The 19,436-nt window shown below is 70.9% G+C and carries 14 protein-coding genes; 7 read left to right on the top strand and 7 right to left on the bottom strand.

Annotated elements, in window-relative coordinates; all coding sequences use genetic code 11:
* Positions 1-61: 61 nt before the first annotated feature.
* On the top strand, positions 62-1,180 hold the full coding sequence (locus tag ACIBI5_RS42310; protein WP_397255608.1) for a globin domain-containing protein: 1,119 nt from the start codon (positions 62-64) through the stop codon (positions 1,178-1,180).
* A 4-nt stretch (positions 1,181-1,184) separates the two neighbouring features.
* On the opposite strand, the gene ACIBI5_RS42305 is transcribed toward ACIBI5_RS42310, so the two are convergent.
* Complete coding sequence (locus tag ACIBI5_RS42305; RefSeq protein WP_397255606.1) at positions 1,185-1,961, bottom strand: helix-turn-helix domain-containing protein; 777 nt, start codon at positions 1,959-1,961, stop codon at positions 1,185-1,187.
* 166 nt (positions 1,962-2,127) lie between these two features.
* Here ACIBI5_RS42305 and ACIBI5_RS42300 point away from each other — a divergent pair, with 166 nt between their 5' ends.
* Together ACIBI5_RS42300 and ACIBI5_RS42295 are read left to right on the top strand one after the other, a co-directional pair.
* Positions 2,128-3,207 (top strand): WD40/YVTN/BNR-like repeat-containing protein, encoded by a 1,080-nt coding sequence (locus tag ACIBI5_RS42300; protein WP_397255604.1) that lies wholly within the window; start codon positions 2,128-2,130, stop codon positions 3,205-3,207.
* Between the two features lie 3 nt (positions 3,208-3,210).
* Positions 3,211-3,516, top strand: coding sequence for a molybdopterin synthase sulfur carrier subunit (locus tag ACIBI5_RS42295; RefSeq protein WP_184963241.1), 306 nt, complete (start codon positions 3,211-3,213; stop codon positions 3,514-3,516).
* Between the two features lie 34 nt (positions 3,517-3,550).
* Here the strand turns inward: ACIBI5_RS42295 and ACIBI5_RS42290 are convergent, their stop codons facing one another.
* The 3 genes from ACIBI5_RS42290 to ACIBI5_RS42280 form a co-directional block, all read right to left on the bottom strand.
* Positions 3,551-4,645, bottom strand: a complete 1,095-nt coding sequence (locus tag ACIBI5_RS42290; protein ID WP_397255602.1) for a serine hydrolase domain-containing protein — start codon at positions 4,643-4,645, stop codon at positions 3,551-3,553.
* Positions 4,646-4,706: 61 nt separating this feature from the next.
* On the bottom strand, positions 4,707-5,489 hold the full coding sequence (thyX, locus tag ACIBI5_RS42285) for an FAD-dependent thymidylate synthase (protein WP_397255600.1): 783 nt from the start codon (positions 5,487-5,489) through the stop codon (positions 4,707-4,709).
* A gap of 115 nt (positions 5,490-5,604) precedes the next feature.
* A complete protein-coding gene (locus tag ACIBI5_RS42280; protein ID WP_397255598.1) occupies positions 5,605-8,256 on the bottom strand; it encodes a M4 family metallopeptidase in 2,652 nt (883 codons plus the stop codon).
* A gap of 298 nt (positions 8,257-8,554) precedes the next feature.
* Between ACIBI5_RS42280 and ACIBI5_RS42275 the strand changes: the two genes are divergently transcribed.
* Positions 8,555-8,905, top strand: coding sequence for a DoxX family protein (locus ACIBI5_RS42275; protein WP_397255596.1), 351 nt, complete (start codon positions 8,555-8,557; stop codon positions 8,903-8,905).
* 13 nt (positions 8,906-8,918) lie between these two features.
* A complete protein-coding gene (locus ACIBI5_RS42270) occupies positions 8,919-9,371 on the top strand; it encodes a MarR family winged helix-turn-helix transcriptional regulator (RefSeq protein WP_397255594.1) in 453 nt (150 codons plus the stop codon).
* A gap of 299 nt (positions 9,372-9,670) precedes the next feature.
* On the opposite strand, the gene ACIBI5_RS42265 is transcribed toward ACIBI5_RS42270, so the two are convergent.
* Together ACIBI5_RS42265 and ACIBI5_RS42260 are read right to left on the bottom strand one after the other, a co-directional pair.
* Entirely contained in the window at positions 9,671-10,816 is a 1,146-nt protein-coding gene (locus ACIBI5_RS42265; protein ID WP_397255592.1) for an amidohydrolase family protein, read from the bottom strand.
* A gap of 387 nt (positions 10,817-11,203) precedes the next feature.
* Positions 11,204-13,330 (bottom strand): anthranilate synthase component I, encoded by a 2,127-nt coding sequence (locus tag ACIBI5_RS42260; RefSeq protein WP_397255590.1) that lies wholly within the window; start codon positions 13,328-13,330, stop codon positions 11,204-11,206.
* Positions 13,331-13,601: 271 nt separating this feature from the next.
* Between ACIBI5_RS42260 and ACIBI5_RS42255 the strand changes: the two genes are divergently transcribed.
* Both ACIBI5_RS42255 and ACIBI5_RS42250 read left to right on the top strand, forming a co-directional pair.
* A complete protein-coding gene (locus ACIBI5_RS42255; RefSeq protein ID WP_397255588.1) occupies positions 13,602-15,044 on the top strand; it encodes a glycosyltransferase family 39 protein in 1,443 nt (480 codons plus the stop codon).
* A 60-nt stretch (positions 15,045-15,104) separates the two neighbouring features.
* Complete coding sequence (locus ACIBI5_RS42250) at positions 15,105-18,605, top strand: S8 family serine peptidase (protein WP_397255586.1); 3,501 nt, start codon at positions 15,105-15,107, stop codon at positions 18,603-18,605.
* Here the strand turns inward: ACIBI5_RS42250 and ACIBI5_RS42245 are convergent.
* Positions 18,602-19,366 (bottom strand): SGNH/GDSL hydrolase family protein, encoded by a 765-nt coding sequence (locus tag ACIBI5_RS42245; RefSeq protein WP_397255584.1) that lies wholly within the window; start codon positions 19,364-19,366, stop codon positions 18,602-18,604. The genes ACIBI5_RS42250 and ACIBI5_RS42245 overlap by 4 nt on opposite strands.
* Between the last annotated feature and the right edge of the window lie 70 nt (positions 19,367-19,436).

The following is a 19,436-nucleotide window of genomic DNA, read 5'->3' as shown; positions in this document are numbered from 1 at the left end:
CGTCAGGGAGGTGAACATCACGACCGGAATGAGATTCCGGCCGAAAAGTGGGGTCAGTTAAATGACGTTGAATCCGCGCCTGGTCAAGGAAAGTTTCTCCGTCGTCGAACCGGTGGCAGACAAAGCCGCCGCCTACTTCTACGGCCGGTTGTTCGCCGAGAGCCCGCACCTGCGAGGGATGTTCCCACCGGCCATGGACATCCAGCGCGACCGGCTCTTCACCGCCCTCACCCGCATCGTGTGGAGCCTGGACAGTCCCGACAGCCTGGCCTCCTATCTCGGCCAGCTCGGCCGCGACCACCGCAAATACGGCGTGATCGCCGAGCACTACACCGCCGTCGGCAACGCGCTTCTGGCCACGATCAGGCGTTTCGCCGCCGACGTGTGGAACACCGAGATCGAGGCGGCCTGGGTCGCCGCCTACACCGCCGCCGCCAACCTCATGATCGAATCGGCTTCCGCCGACGCCGGGGTCTCGCCCGCGTGGTGGCTGGCCGAGGTGATCGACCACGAACGCCGGGCCCCGGACATCGCCGTCCTCACGCTCCGGCCGACGCAACGCCTGCCGTACACGGCGGGACAGTACGTGAACGTCCAGACGGCGCGATGGCCGCGCGTCTGGCGGACCTTCTCCATCGCCAACGCCCCGCGCGCCGACAACACCCTGCGCCTGCACGTACGCGCGGTGCCCGGCGGCTGGGTGTCGACCACGCTGATCCGGCACACGCGCATCGGCGACACCGTCATGCTCGGCCCGCCCATGGGCACGATGGCGGCCGAGGAGCACAGCGCGCGCGACATCCTGTGCGTGGCGGGCGGCACCGGGCTGGCGCCGATCAAGGCGATCATCGAGCACGTCATCGCCTCGGGCCGGCGTCCCAACATCCATCTGCTGTACGGCGCGCGTACCGCGGAAGAGCTCTACGACCTGCCTGATCTGATCAGGATGGAGTCGTCGTTCCCGTGGCTGCGCGTGCTGCCCGTGGTGTCCGGCCAGCCGTCGTGGGACGGCATGCGCGGCCACCTGCCGGAGGTGACGCAGCGTTTCCACACGTGGTCCGAGCACGACGTCTACGTCTGCGGCCCGCCCTCGATGGTCAACGAGACCGTGCGCCGCCTGCAGACCGACGGCGTGCCGCTGTCGCGCATCCACCGCGACATCGTGCAGTCGGAGCGGTGAGCGCCTAACGGAAGAACGCCGCCGTCTCCTCGTCGTTGGGCCAGAACGTCTCGATGGCCAGCTCCGACACCGTCACCTCCACGGGCGTGCCGAACGTCGCGATCGTGGTGAACATCGACAGCACGCGCTCCCCGTGCCGCACCCTCAGCGGCAGCAGGATGTCGGCCGGGCTGGGCACGACGGCGACGTTCAGCTCGACGCCGGGGTAGGTGTAGGCGGCCAGTTCGTCGTGCAGTTCCGCCAGGCGGCCGTCGCCGCTGGTCTCCGCCTGGCGGCGCAGCCGGTGCAGCAGGTGGGCGCGTACCTCGGGCAGGTTGAGCAGGCGCCCGCCCATCGCCTCCGGGTGCAGCGACAGCCGCATGATGTTGATCGGGTCCTTGAGCAGGTGGTCGGGGACGCCGTCCATGAACATCCCGGCGGCCTCGTTGGCGGCCACGAGGTTCCACGTCGCGTCGACGACGACCGCCGGGTACGGCTGGTGCCCGGCCAGGATCTTGTCCAGGGCCTGCCGTACCGCGTCCATCTCGGGGGCGGTGACGTCGCGCTCGCGGAAGACGGGCGCGAACCCGGCCGCGACCAGCAGCCGGTTGCGGTGCCGCAGCGGCACCTCCAGCTCCTCGGCGAGCTTCATCACCATCTCGCGGCTCGGCCGGGCCCTGCCGGTCTCCAGGAAGCTGACGTGCCGGGCCGACACCTCGGCCTCGATGGCGAGGTCGAGCTGGCTGACGCGGCGCCGCTGGCGCCAGGATCTCAGCAGGTCGCCAAAGGACTCTTCAGTCATAGCAAGCGCTTCCATAGCCCGGAATCTACCGAGCATGGGGAAGTATCACGATTACCTGGCGGGTAATCGAACGACCTTCGGTACAAATCCCACAGTCACCGGCGGTACCTGCCATGCCGTGACACGATGGCCGAGAAGCGAACATGCGAACGATGGGAGCTCCGACATGAGTGAGGCCATACTCGCGATCGGCACCCGCAAGGGCCTGTTCCTCGCGCGATCCGGCGACGGCGGCCCGTTCGAGGTCGGCCCGATCCACTTCTCGACGGTCGCCGTGCCCGCCGTGGCGATCGACACCCGCCACGCCACGCCCCGCCTGCTCGCCGGCATCGAGTACGGCCACTTCGGCCCGTCGGTCATGTACTCCGACGACCTCGGCGAGACCTGGCAGGAGGCCGACCGCGCGCCGATCGCCTTTCCCGAGGACAGCGGCGCCACGCTGGAGCGGGTCTGGCAGCTGCTGCCCTCCCCCTCCGAGCCCGACGTGGTCTGGGCCGGGGTGGAGCCGGGCGCGCTGTTCCGCTCGGAGGACGGCGGCGTCACCTACGAACTCGTCGAGGGCCTGTGGCGGCACCCGCATCGCGAGCAGTGGCAGCCCGGCGGCGGCGGGCTGTGCCTGCACACGATCCTGAACCACCCGACCGACCCGAAGGTCCTCGGCGTCGCCGTCTCCACCGGCGGCTTCTACCGCTCCACCGACGGCGGCGCCTCGTGGGAGGCGGCCAACCAGGGCATCCGCGCGCCGTTCATGCCGGAGGGCCAGCAGTACCCGGAGTTCGGGCAGTGCGTGCACAAGGTGACCTTCCACCCCGCGCGCCCGGAACGCCTGTTCCTGCAGCACCACTTCGGCGTCTACCGCAGCGACGACTTCGGCTCGTCCTGGAAGGACATCGGCTCGCCGCTGCCCTCCGACTTCGGCTTCCCGATCGTGGTGGACCCGGCGCGGCCCGACACCGTCTTCGTGCTGCCGCTGCAGGCGGACATGGACCGCACCCCGGTCGAGCACCGCTACCGCGTCTACCGCAGCGACGACGCCGGTGACACCTGGCGCCCCCTCGCCGAGGGCCTGCCCGAACCGCCGGTCTACGCCACCGTCCTGCGCGACGCGATGACCGCGTCGGAGGCGGGCGTCTTCTTCGGCACCCGCGACGGCTGCGTGTACGGCTCGCGCGACGGCGGCGAGAGCTGGGCGCAGATCGCCGGACACCTGCCGGATGTCCAGACCGTCCGGGCGGCGGTGCTCTAGGCGATGGCCAGGCCCGTCACCATGGTGGTGTTCGTGCTCCCCAGCGCCTTCCAGCGGTGGGTCAGCGGGCAGAGCGAGGTGAAGGTCTTCGCCGTGGGCGCCGACCCCGAGACCCCGCCGACGCTCGGCTCGGCGCTCGACACCCTGCGCCGCGTCCACCCGTCGCTGGAGGAACGGCTGCGCGACGAGTACGGCAGCATCCGCCGCCACATCAACATGATCGTGTGCGGTGAGAACGGCCACGGCGTCGGCCGCCTCGACTGCGAACTCCCGCCGGGCGCCGAGGTCTACGTCCTGCCCGCCCTCTGATGACCGGCGCCCGCGCTCGCGCGGGCGCCGGTCATCAGAGCTTCTCGGCCAGCGACTCCATGAACGTCGGCCAGGCGCGCCCGCCGGTGTCCACGCCGAAGCGCACCATCACCAGCTTCTTGTCCGGCACCACGTAGATGACCTGCCCGTAGCGGCCGGAGGCGACCCTGGCCTCGCCGCGGGCCCACCAGAAGAGCTGGTAGCCGTCGGCCCAGCCGTTCGGGGCGACCACCGGCGTGTTGGGCTCGTTGATCCATTCGGCGGGCACCAGCTGCTGCCCGTTCCACCGGCCCTGCTCGGCCACGAGCATGCCGAGCTTGGCGAAATCGACGGCGCGGCCGTTGACGCCGCTCTCCATCTTCTCGAAGCCGTCGGAGGAGTCCAGGCTCCACGAGCCGTCGGCCTCCATCCCGAGCGGGCGCCAGAGCTTCTGCTCCAGGTAGGTGGCGACCGGCACCTTCGTCGTCCGCTCCAGCGCCAGCCCGACCAGCAGCGGGTTGAAGTTGTTGTAGCGGAAGCCCTGGCCGGGATCGCTCTCCACGCCGGAGTCGTCGATGGCCAGGCCGCGCAGGTCGGGGCTGTAGTAGGTGCTGGTGTCGTCGCTGAACGGCGTGCCCTCGTCGTCGTAGCGCAGCCCGGAGCGCATGCCCATCAGGTGCCGCAGCGTGATCTTCTCGAAGCGCGGGTCGCGCTCGCGCAGCTCCGGCACGTACGCGGTGATCGGGTCGTCCGCCGACCGGATCTTCCCCTCGCCCACGGCCACGCCCACCAGCAGCGACAGCACCGACTTGGCCACCGACATCGAGGTCAGCGTGGAGTCGCGGCGGGTGCCGTTGAAGTAGCCCTCGTACAGCAGCTTGCCGTCGCGCACCACGACGAACGCGGTGGTCTGGCCCGCCGCGAGCGCCTGCTCGTCGAGGCCGGGGATCGCCTGCGGCTGCTTGGGCAGCGGCGCCGGGGTGCCCGTGGACACCTTGCGGAACGGGAAACGCTGCCAGTCGCCGACGTCCGAGTCACCCCAGAAGAAAGCCCTGGCCAGTTGCGAACGGCCGGTGCTGGCCCACAGGCCACCGTAGGCAGCGGCGGCGACCAGCACCAGAACTCCGAGGATGATCAGCAGTCGGCGCACACGCCCATTGTTGGTGCGCCGCCTGCTGACGTAAACCCTTACTCCGCCGGAGGTGCAGGGGTCAGACCTTGCGCCAGCCGGGGACCCAGGCGCCGTCCTCGACCACGTAGTCGCCGAACAGCGCCGGCGCCTCCTTCTTCATCAGCTCGCCGATGCGCTGGAAGAGCAGGCGGATCTCCTCCTCCGCGCCGACCGCGGTGCGCGCCTCGATGGTGTGGCGCAGCGTGCGCACGTTGGCCGTCCACACCAGGCCGGTGGCCACGCCCTCGGGGGCGAAGCGCCGCATGAAGGAGGTGCGGTGCTTCTTCTCCGAGAACGGCACGCCCTCCTCGTCGAGGCCGAAGTGCCCGGCCATCCACCCCTGGAACTCCTCCAACTGCTCCAGCACCGCGCCGGCCCGCTTCATCAGCTCGGGGTCCTCGCGGGCCCAGTCGGGGAACCAGAAGGGCAGCTCGGTCAGCCGGACGAAGCGCAGCGACTCCTGCGAGATGGCCACGCCGGGCCGGTGGCGGACGAGTTCGTGCGTGAGCACGCGGCTGACGTTGTGGAGCACGAAGCTGAAGCTGACGTGCTCGAGGACCGAGCCGTGGGCGCTGGCCAGGATGTTCCGCAGGTACTCGGTCTGGTCCTTGCGGATGCGCACCACGTTGGGGTTGAGGCCGGGCTCGAAGGAGCGGTAGCACAGCCGCCCGGCGAACTCGGCGAGGTTCTGGGCGTCGAGGTCGCCGCGGTCCAGCCGTTCCAGCCACGCCGTGCCGCCCACCTCGCCGAGGTAGCGGGCCAGCTCGTCGTAGTCGAGTTCGGGACGGGCGACGATAAAGACCTCTGGTTCGACGGCGTGCATGGCAGCCCCCCGGCTTGGCGATGTGACGGCCCTAGCAAACCAGGTCCGGGGGTCGGTTCGCGACTCGCCCGCCGTACCTCTGAGCGATGGGGTACGGCGGGCGGCCGGAAGGGTGTCAGCAGCGGCCGATGGGCCGCTCGCGGTAGACCAGATCGGTGTCTCCGGCGGAGCCGTCGATCCAGGCGGTGAGCGTGCCGTCACCGGAGGCGTTGGCGAACTGGTCGCCCCTGTTGCAGGAGAAACGGGTCATCGGCCCGCCCGCGAGGGGCAGCTGGAACAACTTGGGCAGGTTCGCGTTGGTGAGCGTGCCGTCGCCGTGCGGGTTGACGCCGACGGTGACGATGGCGTCGTTGGCGTCGACGGTGCTGGGCAGCAGCGCCTTCGGCCCGTCGGGCACGAGCCAGGTCAGGCCGGTGCCGTCGTGGTTGGCCCGCACCAGGCCGTAGACGTCGTCGGCGTCGGTGTCGGCGTACCACACGACGTGCTTGGAGGTGAGCACGGGCAGGGCCGAGGACGACGGCTCCTGGCCGGTGGAGGGCACCTCGGGCAGCAGCGTCTCGGTGCCGGTGGCCACGTCGTGCACGACGGGCGCGGTGTGCGTCTGCTCGCCCACGCGCCAGACCCGCAGGTAGGACAGCTTGCCGCCCTTCAGCTTGGGCTGGACGCCGAGCACGTCGGCGGTCGCGGTGAGGTTGACCGGCGGCGCCGTGCCCTTCTTCAGCCACATCTCCGTCTCGAACGTGGCCGTGTCCAGCGACTCCCAGGCGATGGCCCCGCCGGAGGCCGCCACCACCCCGAGGGGGGTGGACACCTCGGCGACCACCTGCTCGGGCGCGCTGCCGTCCAGCGGCCGGGTGAGGATCCGGTACGTGCCGGTGCCGGCGTTGAATCCCGCCCACACCGCCCGCCGGCCGTCGATGACCGGGGCGAAGTTCCAGGAGGTGTTCTGCGAAAGCTTCACCGGCTTGCCGCCACGGAAGCGGCCGGTGAGGATCGAGGTCGGCTCGGAGGCGTCGGGCGAGGAGTTGCCGACCACGTACCGGTCGCCGGCCACGCCGGGGCGGGCGCCGCCGTCGCTGATGTTGTCGACCAGCACGCGGCTGTCGGTGCGGATGTCGCGCTCCCAGCCGCGCCGGATGCCGTGGCGCTCGAAGGCCAGGGCGATCGTCACCCGGTCGTGCAGCGACACCCCGAGCGCGCGGGCGGCGGACTCGACGGCGCGGCGGCCGTCGGCGAAGTCGTCGATGGGCGTCATGTACTCCGTCAGCGCCTTGTAGACGACCTTGTCGGCCTTCGCTCCGAGCTTCTCGCGGATGTCCCAGAGCGCGCCGGAGAAGATCGTGGAGTTCAGGTGGACGCCGCCACCGTCGAGGCTGACGCCGACGCCGATCCAGTCCTTGGCGGCCGAGCGGCCGTCGTCGAGGTCGCGGATGGCGCACTCCTTGGGCGGCAGCGTCTTGCACAGCCGGTCGCCGAGCAGGCTGGCGTCGGGGTGGCTCATCGGGACGCCGAGCGCGTCGACCTCGATGGCGTTGCCGAAGTAGTCGGCCAGGCCCTCGTTCATGGCGCCCGACTGGCCGAAGTAGGCGAGGTCGGCGCTGTTGGTGATGACGCCGTGGGTCATCTCGTGGCCGACGACGTCGAGGCCGGCGGCGAGGGAGTGGTAGGTGGGGCCGCCTCCGCCGTACACCATCTTGGTGCCGTCCCACAGGGCGTTCTCGAACGGTTCGCCGAAGAAGGTGACGTTGACGACGGACAGCATCGAGCCGCCCTTGCCGTCGAGCCCTTCCCGGCCGAGCCCGCGGTAGTACTCGTAGACCTTGCCGGTGCCCCAGTGGGCGTCGGCCGCGCCGCTCTCGGTGTGGCCGGGCCCGAAGACGGGCGTGGGCGACTCGGCCAGCTTGGCGCCGGGCGGGATGCCGGGCACGAGGTAGTCGAACAGGTCGCCCTTGTTCGCGTCGTAGGTGAGGATCTCGCCGCTCGTGCCGTTCCACATCGGGCGAGCGCGGTCGCGGGTCTCGTAGACGCCGTCGGCGCGCTGGTAGAGGTTCAGGGGTACGGCCCGGCCGTCCGAGGCGGTTCCGGAACCGGTGGCGGGGCCCTCCATCTGGATCCGGCTGATGGCCTGGAGCGGCTGGCCGGAGTGGGCGTCGATGTAGGCGTCGAAGGCGAGGAGCTTCTTCTTGGCCCGGTCGAGGCCGGTCATCGGCAGTTTCCAGGCCAGGCGGCCCATGGTGCCGCGCGGGACGACGACCAGGCTGCCCTGGCCCGTCTTCACCGCGCGGCGGGCGAGCGGGTCGGTGACGAAGCGCGTCAGCGCGATCCGGGCGGCCGACTCGGCGGTCAGCTTGGGCGTGGTGTCCACGCTCAGCTCGGTGAGGAAGCGCCCGCCGGCGCCGGTGACCTGCCGGGCGGCGCCGCTGCCGCGGAAGTGCACGAGGTACTGGCCGCCGAGGACCGGCAGGCCGCGGTGCTTCTGGGCGAACCTGACCGTCGTGTCCTGGCCGTCGGTGACGGTCTGGATCGGGGTGAGGTCGGCGGGGTCGAGGTGGTAGCGGGAGTTCTTCAGGTGGTTCCTGGCCGCGGTCGCGAGGTCGCCTTCGGCGGCCGCTTCGGCCAGGCCGCTCACCTCGGCGGGGGCGTCGGTGCCGGCGCGGGGCTCGACGGCCGGCGGGTCGGCGGCGTGGGCCGGGCCCTGGACCGTCAGGGGGACGGCTAACGCGAGCGAGAGGGCAAGAGCCGATGATGTGATGGGACGCCAGGACACGACACCTCCAGGTGTTGCGTAAGGGGTTCTGGCGTCTTGATCATCGCCTTGCCCTGACTGGCTAGTGGGTCACGTTTCAATATCATCAGTCAGGAAATTTCGCTTTTCTCAGGCCTTGCGTAGATGTGTGCGAGGGAGTTACGGCCCCGAGGCCGTCGCGGGCCGCGGGGCTGCCACCCTGCCATCGGGACGGTCACGACACGGACTCGGGCGTGGCCGCAACTTCGCCCTAAAGGTTGTCCCTTCAAGTTTTCAGGACTACAGTCTGGCTCACCGCAATAACTTGAAGGGACAACCAATGGACGTGGTCCTCTGGATCCTCCAGATCCTGCTCGCCCTCGCCTTCGCCGCCTCAGGCGTCAGCAAGATGGTCGTGGCGAAGGAGCGGGTCAGGGAGCGCATGCCGTACGTGGACGACTTCACCCAGGGACAGCTCCGGCTCGTCGGCCTCGTCGAGTTCCTCGGCGCGCTCGGCCTCGTCCTCCCCTGGGCCACCGGCATCGCGCCCATCCTCACGCCGCTGGCCGCCGTCGGGCTGGCGGCCACGATGGTCGTCGCGGCGGGCGTACACGTGAGGCGCAAGGAGAACTTCGCCGTTAACCTGGTACTGCTGGCGGTGGCGGTCGTCATCGCCATCGGACGGTTCTGACGCTGGGAGTTCTTTGATCGAGGGCCTCGACGCCGACGAGCGGCGCGCCTGGCACGGGCTCATGGCCGTGTTCCTGGTCGGCATTCCGCAGGTGGAGCGTACGTTCCGCGCGCATGGGCTGGTGCACATCGAGTACGGCTTCCTGTGCGCGCTGGAATCGGCCCCGAAGCGGCTGTCGGACCTGGCCGCGACCTCCAACGTGTCCATCAGCCGGTTGAGCCACCGGATCAGCAAGCTGGTGGAGCGGGGGTACGTGCGGCTGCGCCCCGACGAGAGCGACGGCCGGGCCACGGTCGCCGAACTCACCGACACCGGCCGCGCCCTGATCGCCGAGATCGCCCCGGCCCACGCGAAGGCGCTGCGCGAGGTCCTGTTCGACCACCTGACCCGAGACCAGGTCAACGCGCTGGCAGAAGCCATGCAAACCGTCGGCACCAACCTGGGCGCCTGCCTCGACCCCACCTGACCCCCGCGCCCCTGCCCAGCGCCACGGCCCCGCCGCCCAGACGCCCAGCGGGCGGCGCGCCACCTGCTCGAAGGACTCCGCCGGCGGGTCATCATGCCGGCCACCCGGGGCTCACGCGCGGCCGGTTCACCGCATCGGTTCATCTCGGCCTCGGCAGCTCGCCGAGCCTGTCCGCGCATCCAAGCCGTGCCCGCGCGGAGGGTCCCCGGCAGCACCCGCAGCGCTGCCCCTGGATCCAGCCCGGCAACCACGCGACGATCCGGTGGTGTTCTGCGGGGCTGCCCGTGGGTCCTCGGGGGTCAGAGGCGGTAGACGCGGCGGGCGTTGCCGGAGCCGATCATGTGGGCGATGCGGGCGCAGTCGGTGGGGTTCCACTCGCCGTCGTCCAGGCGGGCGCGCAGGGTGCGGGCCAGGCCGTGGCGGAAGTAGAGGGCGCCCAGGTGGCAGGTCTCGGCCACGCCGTAGCAGTCGGAGGAGAACATCTGCTTGTGGAACGGCACCAGCTCCAGCAGTTCGGCCATCACCCTGGCCGAGCCGGCGGCGGTGTAGGTGAGGGCCAGGCCCACGTCGACGTAGACGTGCGGGAAGACGGCGGCCAGGTAGGCGGCCTGGCGGTGGTAGGGGTAGCAGTGGAGCAGGATGACCGGGATGCCGATCGGCTGCAGGGAGCGGATGAAGCCGGTCATCAGGGCCGGGTCGGCCCGGTCCAGGTCGAGGTCGGTGTCGCCGTACCCCGTGTGGAACTGCAGGGGGAGGCCGCGCTCGCGGGCCACGTCCACGGCGGTCCAGAGCAGGTGGCGCAGCAGGATCGGGTCGGTCAGGCGCTGCTTCGGGTCGGACAGCCGGCGGTTGGCGGCGGCGATGACCGAGCCCCTGCTCGGGCGGGCGGGGTCGAAGTCGAGGCCGCACCGGTAGGCGACGATCGACTTCAGGCCCACGGCCCGGGCGGCGCGGGCGGCCAGTTCCTCGGCGAGGCTGTCCATGTAGTCGACGGCGATCTGGGCGGTTTCGGCCACGTCGTGCTCGATCTGCTCCAGGCGGACGATCTCGTCTGCCGCGGCGCCGCCGTGGCGTCCCATCTCGGCGGCCGACAGCAGTTCGGGGGCCTCCAGGCCCGTGTCCACCAGGAACGCCACGATGCCGGCCGCCTCCAGCAGCCTCCTGTTGACCTCGCCCGCGCCCAGCTCGGCGCGTCTGGCCAGGTAGACGGCGGGTGGAGCGTGGGGTTCCAGGTCGAGCACCGGCGCGCACCACCGGCGGATCGCGGCGCCGACGGGGGTGTCGAAGTGGGTGGTGCCGGGGGGCGCGGGGGTGCTGCCTTCGGTGATGAGCAGCTCGAACTGTGCCCTGCTGAGCTCGTCGCGCCTCACCCCGTGGCAGTGGTGGTCGACCAGGGGCGCCAGCAGCGCCTCGCGCACCGCGTCGGGAAGGTCTACGGGGAGCATGCGGGCGAGCCTAGGCGTTCGCGCCGGGCCACACGCCGCGATTGCGCACTTGTCCCGGCGCCACCGCCCGGGGATGCCCCGATGCGCCCCGTAACGCCGGTCCCGTGTTCACCGAGGGCGGAGCCCGGGGACCTGGAGCGGCCGGAAAGCCTGGGTCAGCCCGTGGGCCGGGCCCAGGCAGGGCCTCCGCTTCCGCGGGAACGGTCGAGGCGGGAGAGGGCGTGCCGGAGAAACCGGGGTGTGAGGCGCGTGGGGAACAAGCGCTGGCGTGGCAGCGCGCGTGGAAGGTGGGGAGCCCGTGGGGAGCGGGCGCAGGGGGGTGGAGGCACGCGCGTGGAAGGTGGGTGGGCAGGGTCCCGGAGAGGGCCTGCCCACCCTGCCGTTCGGTTAGCGGCGGGTCAGGCGGAGGACGTTGGCGATGATTTTGGCGCCGGCGTCCCCCTCGGCCGTGAGGATGGACTCCGGGTGGAACTGGACGCCGTAGCGCCGGTTCGCCGGGTCCTCGATGGCCATGACGTTGCCGTCGGGGGTCAGGGCGGTCGGGGTGAAGGAGACCACCCCGGGGCGCTTGGCGTGCAGCGAGTGGTAGCGGGCGGCCGTGAACGTCTCGGGCAGGCCCTCCAGCAACGCGCTCTCCCCCAGGCGCGAGACCTGCCCGCGCTTGCCGTGCTCCGGGTAACTCAGCAGTTCGAGCGTCCCGCCGGCGTGCTCGACCATGGCCTGCAGCCCCAGGCACACGCCGAAGACCGGCAGGTTCCTGGAGTACAGCTCGTCGATGAGCGCGGACATCCCGAAGTCGACGGGCCATCCCGGCCCGGGTGACAGGACGACGAGGTCGGGGGCGATCGTGTCGATCATCGCGGCGGGGAAGCCGTGCCGCAGCGTGGTGACCTCGGCGCCCTGCTGGCGGAAGTAGTCGGCGAGGGTGTTGACGAAGGAGTCCTCGTGGTCGACGAGCAGCACCTTCATGCCGAGCCCCGGCTGTTCGGGGGCGGGGGCCACGGGGACGGACGCGGGCTGGTTGACCGCGTCCAGGGCGCCGAGCAGCGCGCTGGCCTTGAGTTCGGTCTCGCGCTCCTCCGACTCGGGGTCGGAGTCGAACAGCAGCGTGGCTCCGGCGCGTACGGTGGCCACGCCGTGCTTGATCTGGGCGGTACGCAGGGTGAGCCCGGTGTTCATGGACCCGTCGAAGCCGATGAAGCCGATGGCCCCGCCGTACCATCTGCGCGTGGTGGCCTCGTGGTCCTCGATGAACTGCATCGCCCAGGTCTTGGGGGCGCCGGTGACGGTGACGGCCCACATGTGGGTGAGGAAGGCGTCGAGGGCGTCGAACTCGGGGCGCAGGCGGCCCTCGATGTGGTCGACGGTGTGGATCAGGCGGGAGTAGAGCTCGATCTGGCGGCGGCCGATGACCTTGACGGTGCCGGGGACGCAGATGCGCGACTTGTCGTTGCGGTCGACGTCGGTGCACATGGTCAGCTCGCTCTCCTCCTTGACGGAGGAGAGCAGGGTGCGGATGGCCTCGGCGTCCTCGACGGGGTTGGAGCCGCGGGCGATGGTGCCGGAGATGGGGCAGGTCTCCACGCGGTCGCCGCTGACGCGCACGTACATCTCGGGTGAGGCGCCGACGAGGTGCTCGCCCTCACCGAGGCTGATGATGAACTCGTACGGGGCGGGGTTGGACCGGTGAAGGGTGCGGTAGAAGGCGGGCGGGTCGGTGCAGACGGAGTGGAAGACCTGGCCGGGCACGACCTCGAACAGGTCGCCGCGCTTGAACTTCTCCTTGGCCGCGGCCACGACCTTGGCGTAGGAGCCCTTCTCGGGGTCGGGCGGGATCTGGCCGGGGACCACCTGCGGCACCGAGGCTCCGGTGCGCTCCATGCCGCGGGTGGAGACGCCGTCGACGGTGAACTCGTAGCGGTGCTCGACGCTGGTCTCGCGCTGGCGGTCGATCACCACGAGCCGGTCGGGCAGGTGCAGCACCAGGTCGCGCTGGTCGTCGGGGCGGGTCAGCTCGTGCCGGATCGGCTCGAACTGGAAGGCCAGGTCGTAGCCGAAGGCGCCGTACAGGCCGAGGTGGGCGTCGTCGCCGGCGAAGGCGGCGATGACCTCGCGGATGGCGGTGAAGACGGTCGGGCGGCGGCTGCGCATCTCCTCGGGCAGCAGTTCGTCGCTCTCGGGAACGTGCACCTCGACGCGGTCGGCGGTGGGCTGGGCCACCGGCTTGCCCGCGGCCAGCAGGCACGTCGCCAGCACGGGCAGGACGACCCTGCCGCGCTCGTTGAGCGCCGTCGCGCTGATGCGCCGCCCTCTGGCGACGAGCTCGACGCACGGGTCGACGTAGCCGAAGGCCCACCGGCTGTAGCGGCCCGGGTAGTCCATGCCCGAGGAGAACGCGCCGCCGCGGCGTTCTCCGAGCGCGCTCACGATCTCTTCGAGGGCCTCTTCGGCGACCTCACGTGTCTCCCGCTCGACATGGACGCCACCGGCGGTCGTATATCCGCTCGTCTCCATTGCCTGCCCCTTGCTAACCCAATGAGCCCCGGAGGCGAGACAACGAAGGCCGCCTTCCGGGGCGGCCGTCGTTGAGGAATGCGAAGTACGCGCCGCCTAGAGGGGGCGCCACCACTGGCTCTGCAAGCCGATTCGCATGCAGGGATGCTAACACGCCCGGCCGAGGTCGCGACCATGGCGTGCCCCCTGACACGGCAGCGGTTCGCGTAAGGGCGGGTTAGGGGCTCGCACGTGGTGACAAGCCCAAGTCAAGCACCTAACTTCAGCGAGTATGGAGCGCGCCTTCGCCTGGCGGCCCGTCACCGCGATCGCTCTCGGCACGGCCGCGATCCTGGTGGCTTTCAGCGGGGCCTACGACTATCACCGTGACGAGCTGTACTTCCGCATGCTCGCCGAGCATCCGGCCTGGGGCTACGTCGACCAACCTCCGCTCACCCCGATGCTGGCGCGTGCCGCCATCGGGGTGTTCGGCGACACGCTCACCGCCATCCGCGTTCCCGCCGCCGTGTGCGCGGCGGTGCTGCTGGTGCTGGTGGCACTCATCGTCCGCGAACTCGGCGGTGGCCGGTTCGCGCAGATACTGGCCAGTCTGGGGGTGGCGACCGCGGGATTCGTCCTGATCGTCGGCCACTCGCTGCTGACGCTCAGCGTCGACCTGCCGCTGTGGGCGGCGGCCATCCTGTTCATCCTCAAGGTGCTGCTGCGCGACGAGCCCCGCTGGTGGCTGGCCGCCGGCGCGGTGATCGGGGTGGCCACCTACAACAAGCATCTGATCGCGCTGCTGGTCATCGGCCTTGCCGCCGGCCTGCTCGCGGTGGGGCCACGCCGGGTGCTGCTCAGCCCGTGGTTGTGGGCGGGGGCGCTGATCGCGGTGCTGCTGGCCGTACCGAATCTCGTCTATCAGGTCGCGAACGGCTGGCCGCAGCTGAAGATGGCGGCGGCGCTGAGCGCCGACAAGGGCGCGGAGATGCGCGCTTTGTTCCTTCCGATGCAGGTGCTGCTGCTCGGCCCGGCGGCGGCGGTGGTGTCGGCGTTCGGGTTCGTGCGACTGTGGCGCGACCGGCGGGTGCGGGCGCTGGCGGTGGCCTATCCGGTGACCGGGCTGCTGACGGTGCTTTCCGGCGGCCGTCCCGACTACATCACCGGGCTGATGGTGCTGCTGTTCGCGGCGGGCTGCGCCGGCCTGGAGGTCGCGCGCCCGCGCTGGCGGGTGGCGGGCACGGCGGCGCTGGCGGTGGTGGCGGCGGGCAACCTGTTCATCGCGCTGCCGATCCTGCCCGCGAAGGAGGTGGCGCAGACGGTGATCCCGGAGGCCAACCAGGTGGTCCGCGAGTCGCTGGGCTGGCCGAGCTTCGCCACGCAGCTCCGGTCGGTGTTCGACACGCTGTCACCGGAGGACCGCTCGCGGGTGATCCTTCTGATGGGCAACTACGGCAACGCGGGCGCGGCCGACCGCGCGGGCCTGCCGCGTGTCTACAGCGCGCACAACCAGTTGTTCGAGTACGGCCCGCCCCCCGAGACCGGCACCGTGGTCATCGCGGTCGACGTGATCAGGTGGGCCATGAACAAGCAGTTCACGACGTGCGACGAGGCCGGCGAGATCGACAACGGCCTTGACCTGGACAACGAGATCCAGGGCATGGTGATCTTCGTCTGCAGAGGCCTGAAGATCCCGTGGCGCGACGGCTGGCGCAACTTCCAGCATTACTCGTAGAAAACCCGAATTACCACTTTGACTCTTGCCAACTTGACTGTGTCGAATCACGCTCTGCACATGGTTGTCAAGATCGCCTGGCGGGCGGCTCTCACGGGGGCCGCAGCAGCCCTGTGCCTCCTGCTCCCCCAGTCCGTGGCCCTGGCCGCACCCCAACCCGACAAGATCGACAAGTCCGTGATGGACGACCTGAAGGCCGATGACAAGGCGACCTTCTGGGTCAAGATGAAGGGCGAGGCCAACTTATCCGCGGCCCGCCGGGCCACCTCCAAGGACGCGAAGGCCGCCGAGGTCTTCAAGACCAAGAAGGGGCACGCCGCGTCCTCCCAGGCGGAGCTGCGCAAACTGCTGACCGCGCAGAACGCCGACTTCGCCCCCTACTGGATCGTCAACGCCGTCCGCGTCACCGGCGCGGGCGCCAAGCTCGCCACCGCGATCGCGGACCTGGCGGAGGTCGAGAGCATCCTCCCGGTACGCACGTTCGCGGTGCCGAAGCCGGAGCAGGGCAGGGCGGAGGCCAGGGCCAGGGCCGCCGTCGAGTGGAACATCGACCGGGTCGGCGCGCCCCGCGTGTGGAGCGAGCTCGGCAGCAAGGGCGAGGGCATCGTCGTCGGCCACATCGACACCGGCGCCGACTTCACTCACCCGGAGATCGCCGCGCAGTACCGGGGCCGGGGCCCCGACGGCTCCTACGACCACAACTACAACTGGTTCGACCCGGCGGGCGTGTGCCCGAGCGCGGCCCCGTGCGACAACAACGACCACGGCACCCACGTGATGGGCACCATGGTCGGCGCCAACGGCATCGGCGTGGCGCCGGCCGCGCGCTGGGTCGCGGCCAAGGGCTGCGAGACCGACAGCTGCACCGACGAGTCGCTGATCAGGTCCGGCCAGTGGATGGCCGCGCCGACCGACCTCAACGGGGAGAACGAGCGGCCCGACCTGGCGCCCGACATCGTCAACAACTCCTGGGGCGGAGCGGGCTTCGACCCCTGGTACAAGACGATCGTGGAGTCGTGGATCGCCGCCGGCATCTTCCCCGCCTTCGCCAACGGCAACGCCGGCCCGGCCTGCACCACCAGCAGTTCCCCCGGCCAGTACGTGATCAGCTACAGCGTCGGCGGCCTCGACATCAACAACGTCCTGTACGCCCGCTCCAGCAAGGGCGCCGGCGAGAACGGCGAGATCAAGCCGAACATCGCCGCCCCCGCGGTGAACGTGCGCTCCTCGGTGCCCGGCGGCGGATACGCGGCCTTCACCGGCACCTCGATGGCCACGCCGCACGTGGCCGCTACGGTGGCGCTGCTGTGGTCGGCGGCGCCGAGCCTGCAGGGCAACGTGGACGCCACGCGGCCGCTGCTCGACAGCACGGCGATCGACGTCAACGACACCAGCTGCGGCGGCACGGCCACCGACAACAACGTCTGGGGCGAGGGCAGGCTCGACTCCTTCGCCGCCGTCCAGTCGGCGCCCCGCGACGGGCTCGGCGGCCTCAGCGGCACCGTCACCGCCGGCGGTGCCCCGGTCGCCGGCGCCGAGGTCAGCCTGACCGGGCCGCTGAGCCGCACGGTCTTCACCGGCGCCGACGGCACCTACGCGGTGCCGCGCCTGCTGCCCGGCGACTACCAGGTGAGCGCGGCCAGGTTCGGCTACACCTCCGGCACCGCGAGCGCCACCGTGGCGGCCGGGCAGACGGCCACCGCGGACGTCACGATGACGCGGAAGGACAGCGGCACGGTCTCCGGCCTCGTCTCGATCGCGGGCGCGCCCGAGTCCGGCGCGACCCTCGCCGTCGCCGGTACGCCGGTCCAGGCGGTCACCGGCGCCGACGGCCGCTACACGTTCACCATCCCGCACGGCACCTACGACGTGACCATCACGCCGCGCTCGCGCTGCGCGACGGCCTCGACGACCGTCCAGGTGACGGTGGCGGGGGACGTGGTCAAGGACGTCGACCTGCCGCTGCGGGGCGACGGGTTCGGCTACACCTGTGAGAGCAAGGCCCTGCCGTACGTGGGAGGGACCGAGAAGCTGGCGCTGACCGGCGACGACGAGGCGCAGCAGGTGACGCTGCCGTTCACCTTCCCGTTCTACGGCGCCGCGCAGGCGAAGGCGTGGATCACCACGAACGGCTACGCCTCCTTCGCCAACGAGAAGGTCACCACCGGCGCGAACGGCACGCTGCCGACCACGGGCACGCCGAACAACGCGGTCTACGCCTACTTCGACGACCTCGTGGCCGACGCGGAGTCGGGCATCTACACCGCGACGCAGGGCACCGCGCCCAACCGCGTCTACGTGGTGGAGTGGCGCAACGTGAAGTTCTACTCCGACGCCACGATGCGGATCTCGGTGTCGATGCTCCTGGGCGAGAACGGCACGGTGTCCTACCGCTACAAGGACGTCGAGGGCGCCCGCGAGCAGGGCAACAGCGCCACGATCGGCGTGGAGAACGGGACCGGCACCGACGCGCTGCTGTACTCGTTCAACACCGCCGCCGTCTCGACCGGCCAAAGCGTGACGGTCGCGGCCACCCGCCACGGGCTGGTCACGGGCACGGTCACCGACGCCAACGACGGCAAGGCGATCGCCGGCGCGACGGTGAAGGTGGGCCAGGCGGCCACGTTCACCACGGGCGCGGACGGCACGTTCTACGGCCAGGTGCCGGCCGGCGACCACAAGGTGGAGGTCTCCAGGGAGCACTACGGCACGTTCTCCCAGGACGTCACGGTCGCTCCCCTGGCGTTCACCCGGGTGGACACGGCGCTGATCACCGGCGCGGTCAGCGCCTCGGTCGGCGAGCTGGCCGTGGTCATGCCCACGGGCGTCAGCCGCAGCCGCTCGTTCGAGCTGACCAACCTCGGCGCGCCCGCCGACTACACCGTCACCAGCGACGCCGCCTGGCTCACCGCCGCGCCGACCGCCGGCCGCCTCGCCAAGGGCGAGAAGGCCGCGGTGAAGGTCACGGTCAGCAGCCAGGGCGTGCAGCCGGGCACGGTTCAGGCGGGCAAGCTCACGGTGAAGTCCAACAGCGGCCGCCAGCCGGTCCTGGAGATCACGGTGAACGTCGTGGTGCCCAAGCACCAGGTGGCGCTCGACGCCGGCGCCTCCAGGCAGGTCGTCGACGCCCAGGGCGACGTGTGGACCGCCGACCGCAAGTACACCCAGGGCGGCCATGGCTGGGTGGCCAACCAGAACCGCACGGCCGACACCCGCAAGACCATCGCGGGCACCACGGAGCAGACCTTGTTCCGCACCGCCCGCGAGAACCTGCTGGAGTACCGCTTCGACAACGTGCCGAACGGCACCTACACCGTCGAACTGGGCTTCGCCGAGATCACCTCGAAGCGTCCCGGCTCCCGGGTCTTCGACGTGATCGTCGAGGGCCAGCTCGCCGTACCCGCGCTCGACCTGGCCCTGGAGGTGGGCACCTACACGGCGGCGAACCGCTCGTACACCGTGAAGGTCACCGACGGCCAGCTGAACGTGCGCTTCGCCCGGCGTGACGGCCAGCCGATCGTCAACGCCGTCCGCGTCTCCGAGCGTCCCGACAAGAACTAGCCGGGCCGTACCGGCGTCAGCCCCGGCCGCTTGGGGCTGACGCCGTCGCCGGAGGAGCGGCCGTGCAGGCGGCGGTTGATCCACGGCGCGAGGAACTGCCTGGCCCAGCGCAGGTCCTCCCGCCGGGCGTCCGTCCAGACGGGCGGGCGCCGCGGCGGGTACGGCTCGCGCCAGTCTTGCTCGACCGGTACCCCGAGCACCTCGGCGGCGGCCAGCGCCACGCGGCGGTGGCCGTCGCCGTTGAGGTGGAGACGGTCGGAGTCCCAGGCGCGCGGGTCGCGCAGCACGGCCATGGGCCACAGGTCGACCAGGTGGGCGTCGTAGCGCCGGGCGATGTCGTGGATGTGCAGGTTGTAGACCTCGATCTTGCTGTGCGCCAGCCGCATGACGGGCACGTGCCGCAGGTCGAAGCCGGTGAAGAGCATCACCTTGGCTCCGGCCTCGGTGAGCGTGCGCACCCCTTGTTCCAGCCGCCTGGCGACGATCGCGGGCCCGCTGCCGGGCCGCAGGATGTCGTTGCCGCCCGCGCAGAGCGAGACCAGGTCGGCGCCCATGGCGACCGCCCGCGGCACCTGCTCGTTCACGATCTCGTCGATGATCCGGCCGCGCACCGCGAGGTTGGCGTAGCGCAGGCCGGGCCGGTCGGCCTCGATGTGCTCGGCGAGCCGGTCCGCCCAGCCGCGGAAGCCCGTGGCGGCCGGGTCTTCGAGTCCCTCTGTGAAGCTGTCCCCTAGGGCGACGTATGAAGAAATTCGTCCCATGACGGGATAGTTTGCCGCGAATGTCAGGCCCTACGCGACCGTAGGTCAATCCGGCGGGCGCCCCCGGACG

It is taken from the genome of Nonomuraea sp. NPDC050540 (assembly GCF_044457485.1).
Classification (GTDB): Bacteria; Actinomycetota; Actinomycetes; order Streptosporangiales; family Streptosporangiaceae; genus Nonomuraea.
This window is presented reverse-complemented; position numbering and strand designations above follow the sequence as displayed.

Bases quoted from the DNA above. Each gene is read 5' to 3' on its own strand.
- ACIBI5_RS42255 (WP_397255588.1), top strand. From the start codon at position 13,602: ATGGAGCGCGCCTTCGCCTGGCGGCCCGTCACCGCGATCGCTCTCGGC.
- ACIBI5_RS42265 (WP_397255592.1), bottom strand. From the start codon at position 10,816: ATGCTCCCCGTAGACCTTCCCGACGCGGTGCGCGAGGCGCTGCTGGCG.
- ACIBI5_RS42295 (WP_184963241.1), top strand. From the start codon at position 3,211: ATGGCCAGGCCCGTCACCATGGTGGTGTTCGTGCTCCCCAGCGCCTTC.
- ACIBI5_RS42245 (WP_397255584.1), bottom strand. From the start codon at position 19,366: ATGGGACGAATTTCTTCATACGTCGCCCTAGGGGACAGCTTCACAGAG.
- ACIBI5_RS42310 (WP_397255608.1), top strand. From the start codon at position 62: ATGACGTTGAATCCGCGCCTGGTCAAGGAAAGTTTCTCCGTCGTCGAA.
- ACIBI5_RS42260 (WP_397255590.1), bottom strand. From the start codon at position 13,330: ATGGAGACGAGCGGATATACGACCGCCGGTGGCGTCCATGTCGAGCGG.
- thyX (WP_397255600.1), bottom strand. From the start codon at position 5,489: ATGCACGCCGTCGAACCAGAGGTCTTTATCGTCGCCCGTCCCGAACTC.
- ACIBI5_RS42275 (WP_397255596.1), top strand. From the start codon at position 8,555: ATGGACGTGGTCCTCTGGATCCTCCAGATCCTGCTCGCCCTCGCCTTC.
- ACIBI5_RS42305 (WP_397255606.1), bottom strand. From the start codon at position 1,961: ATGACTGAAGAGTCCTTTGGCGACCTGCTGAGATCCTGGCGCCAGCGG.
- ACIBI5_RS42250 (WP_397255586.1), top strand. From the start codon at position 15,105: ATGGTTGTCAAGATCGCCTGGCGGGCGGCTCTCACGGGGGCCGCAGCA.
- ACIBI5_RS42300 (WP_397255604.1), top strand. From the start codon at position 2,128: ATGAGTGAGGCCATACTCGCGATCGGCACCCGCAAGGGCCTGTTCCTC.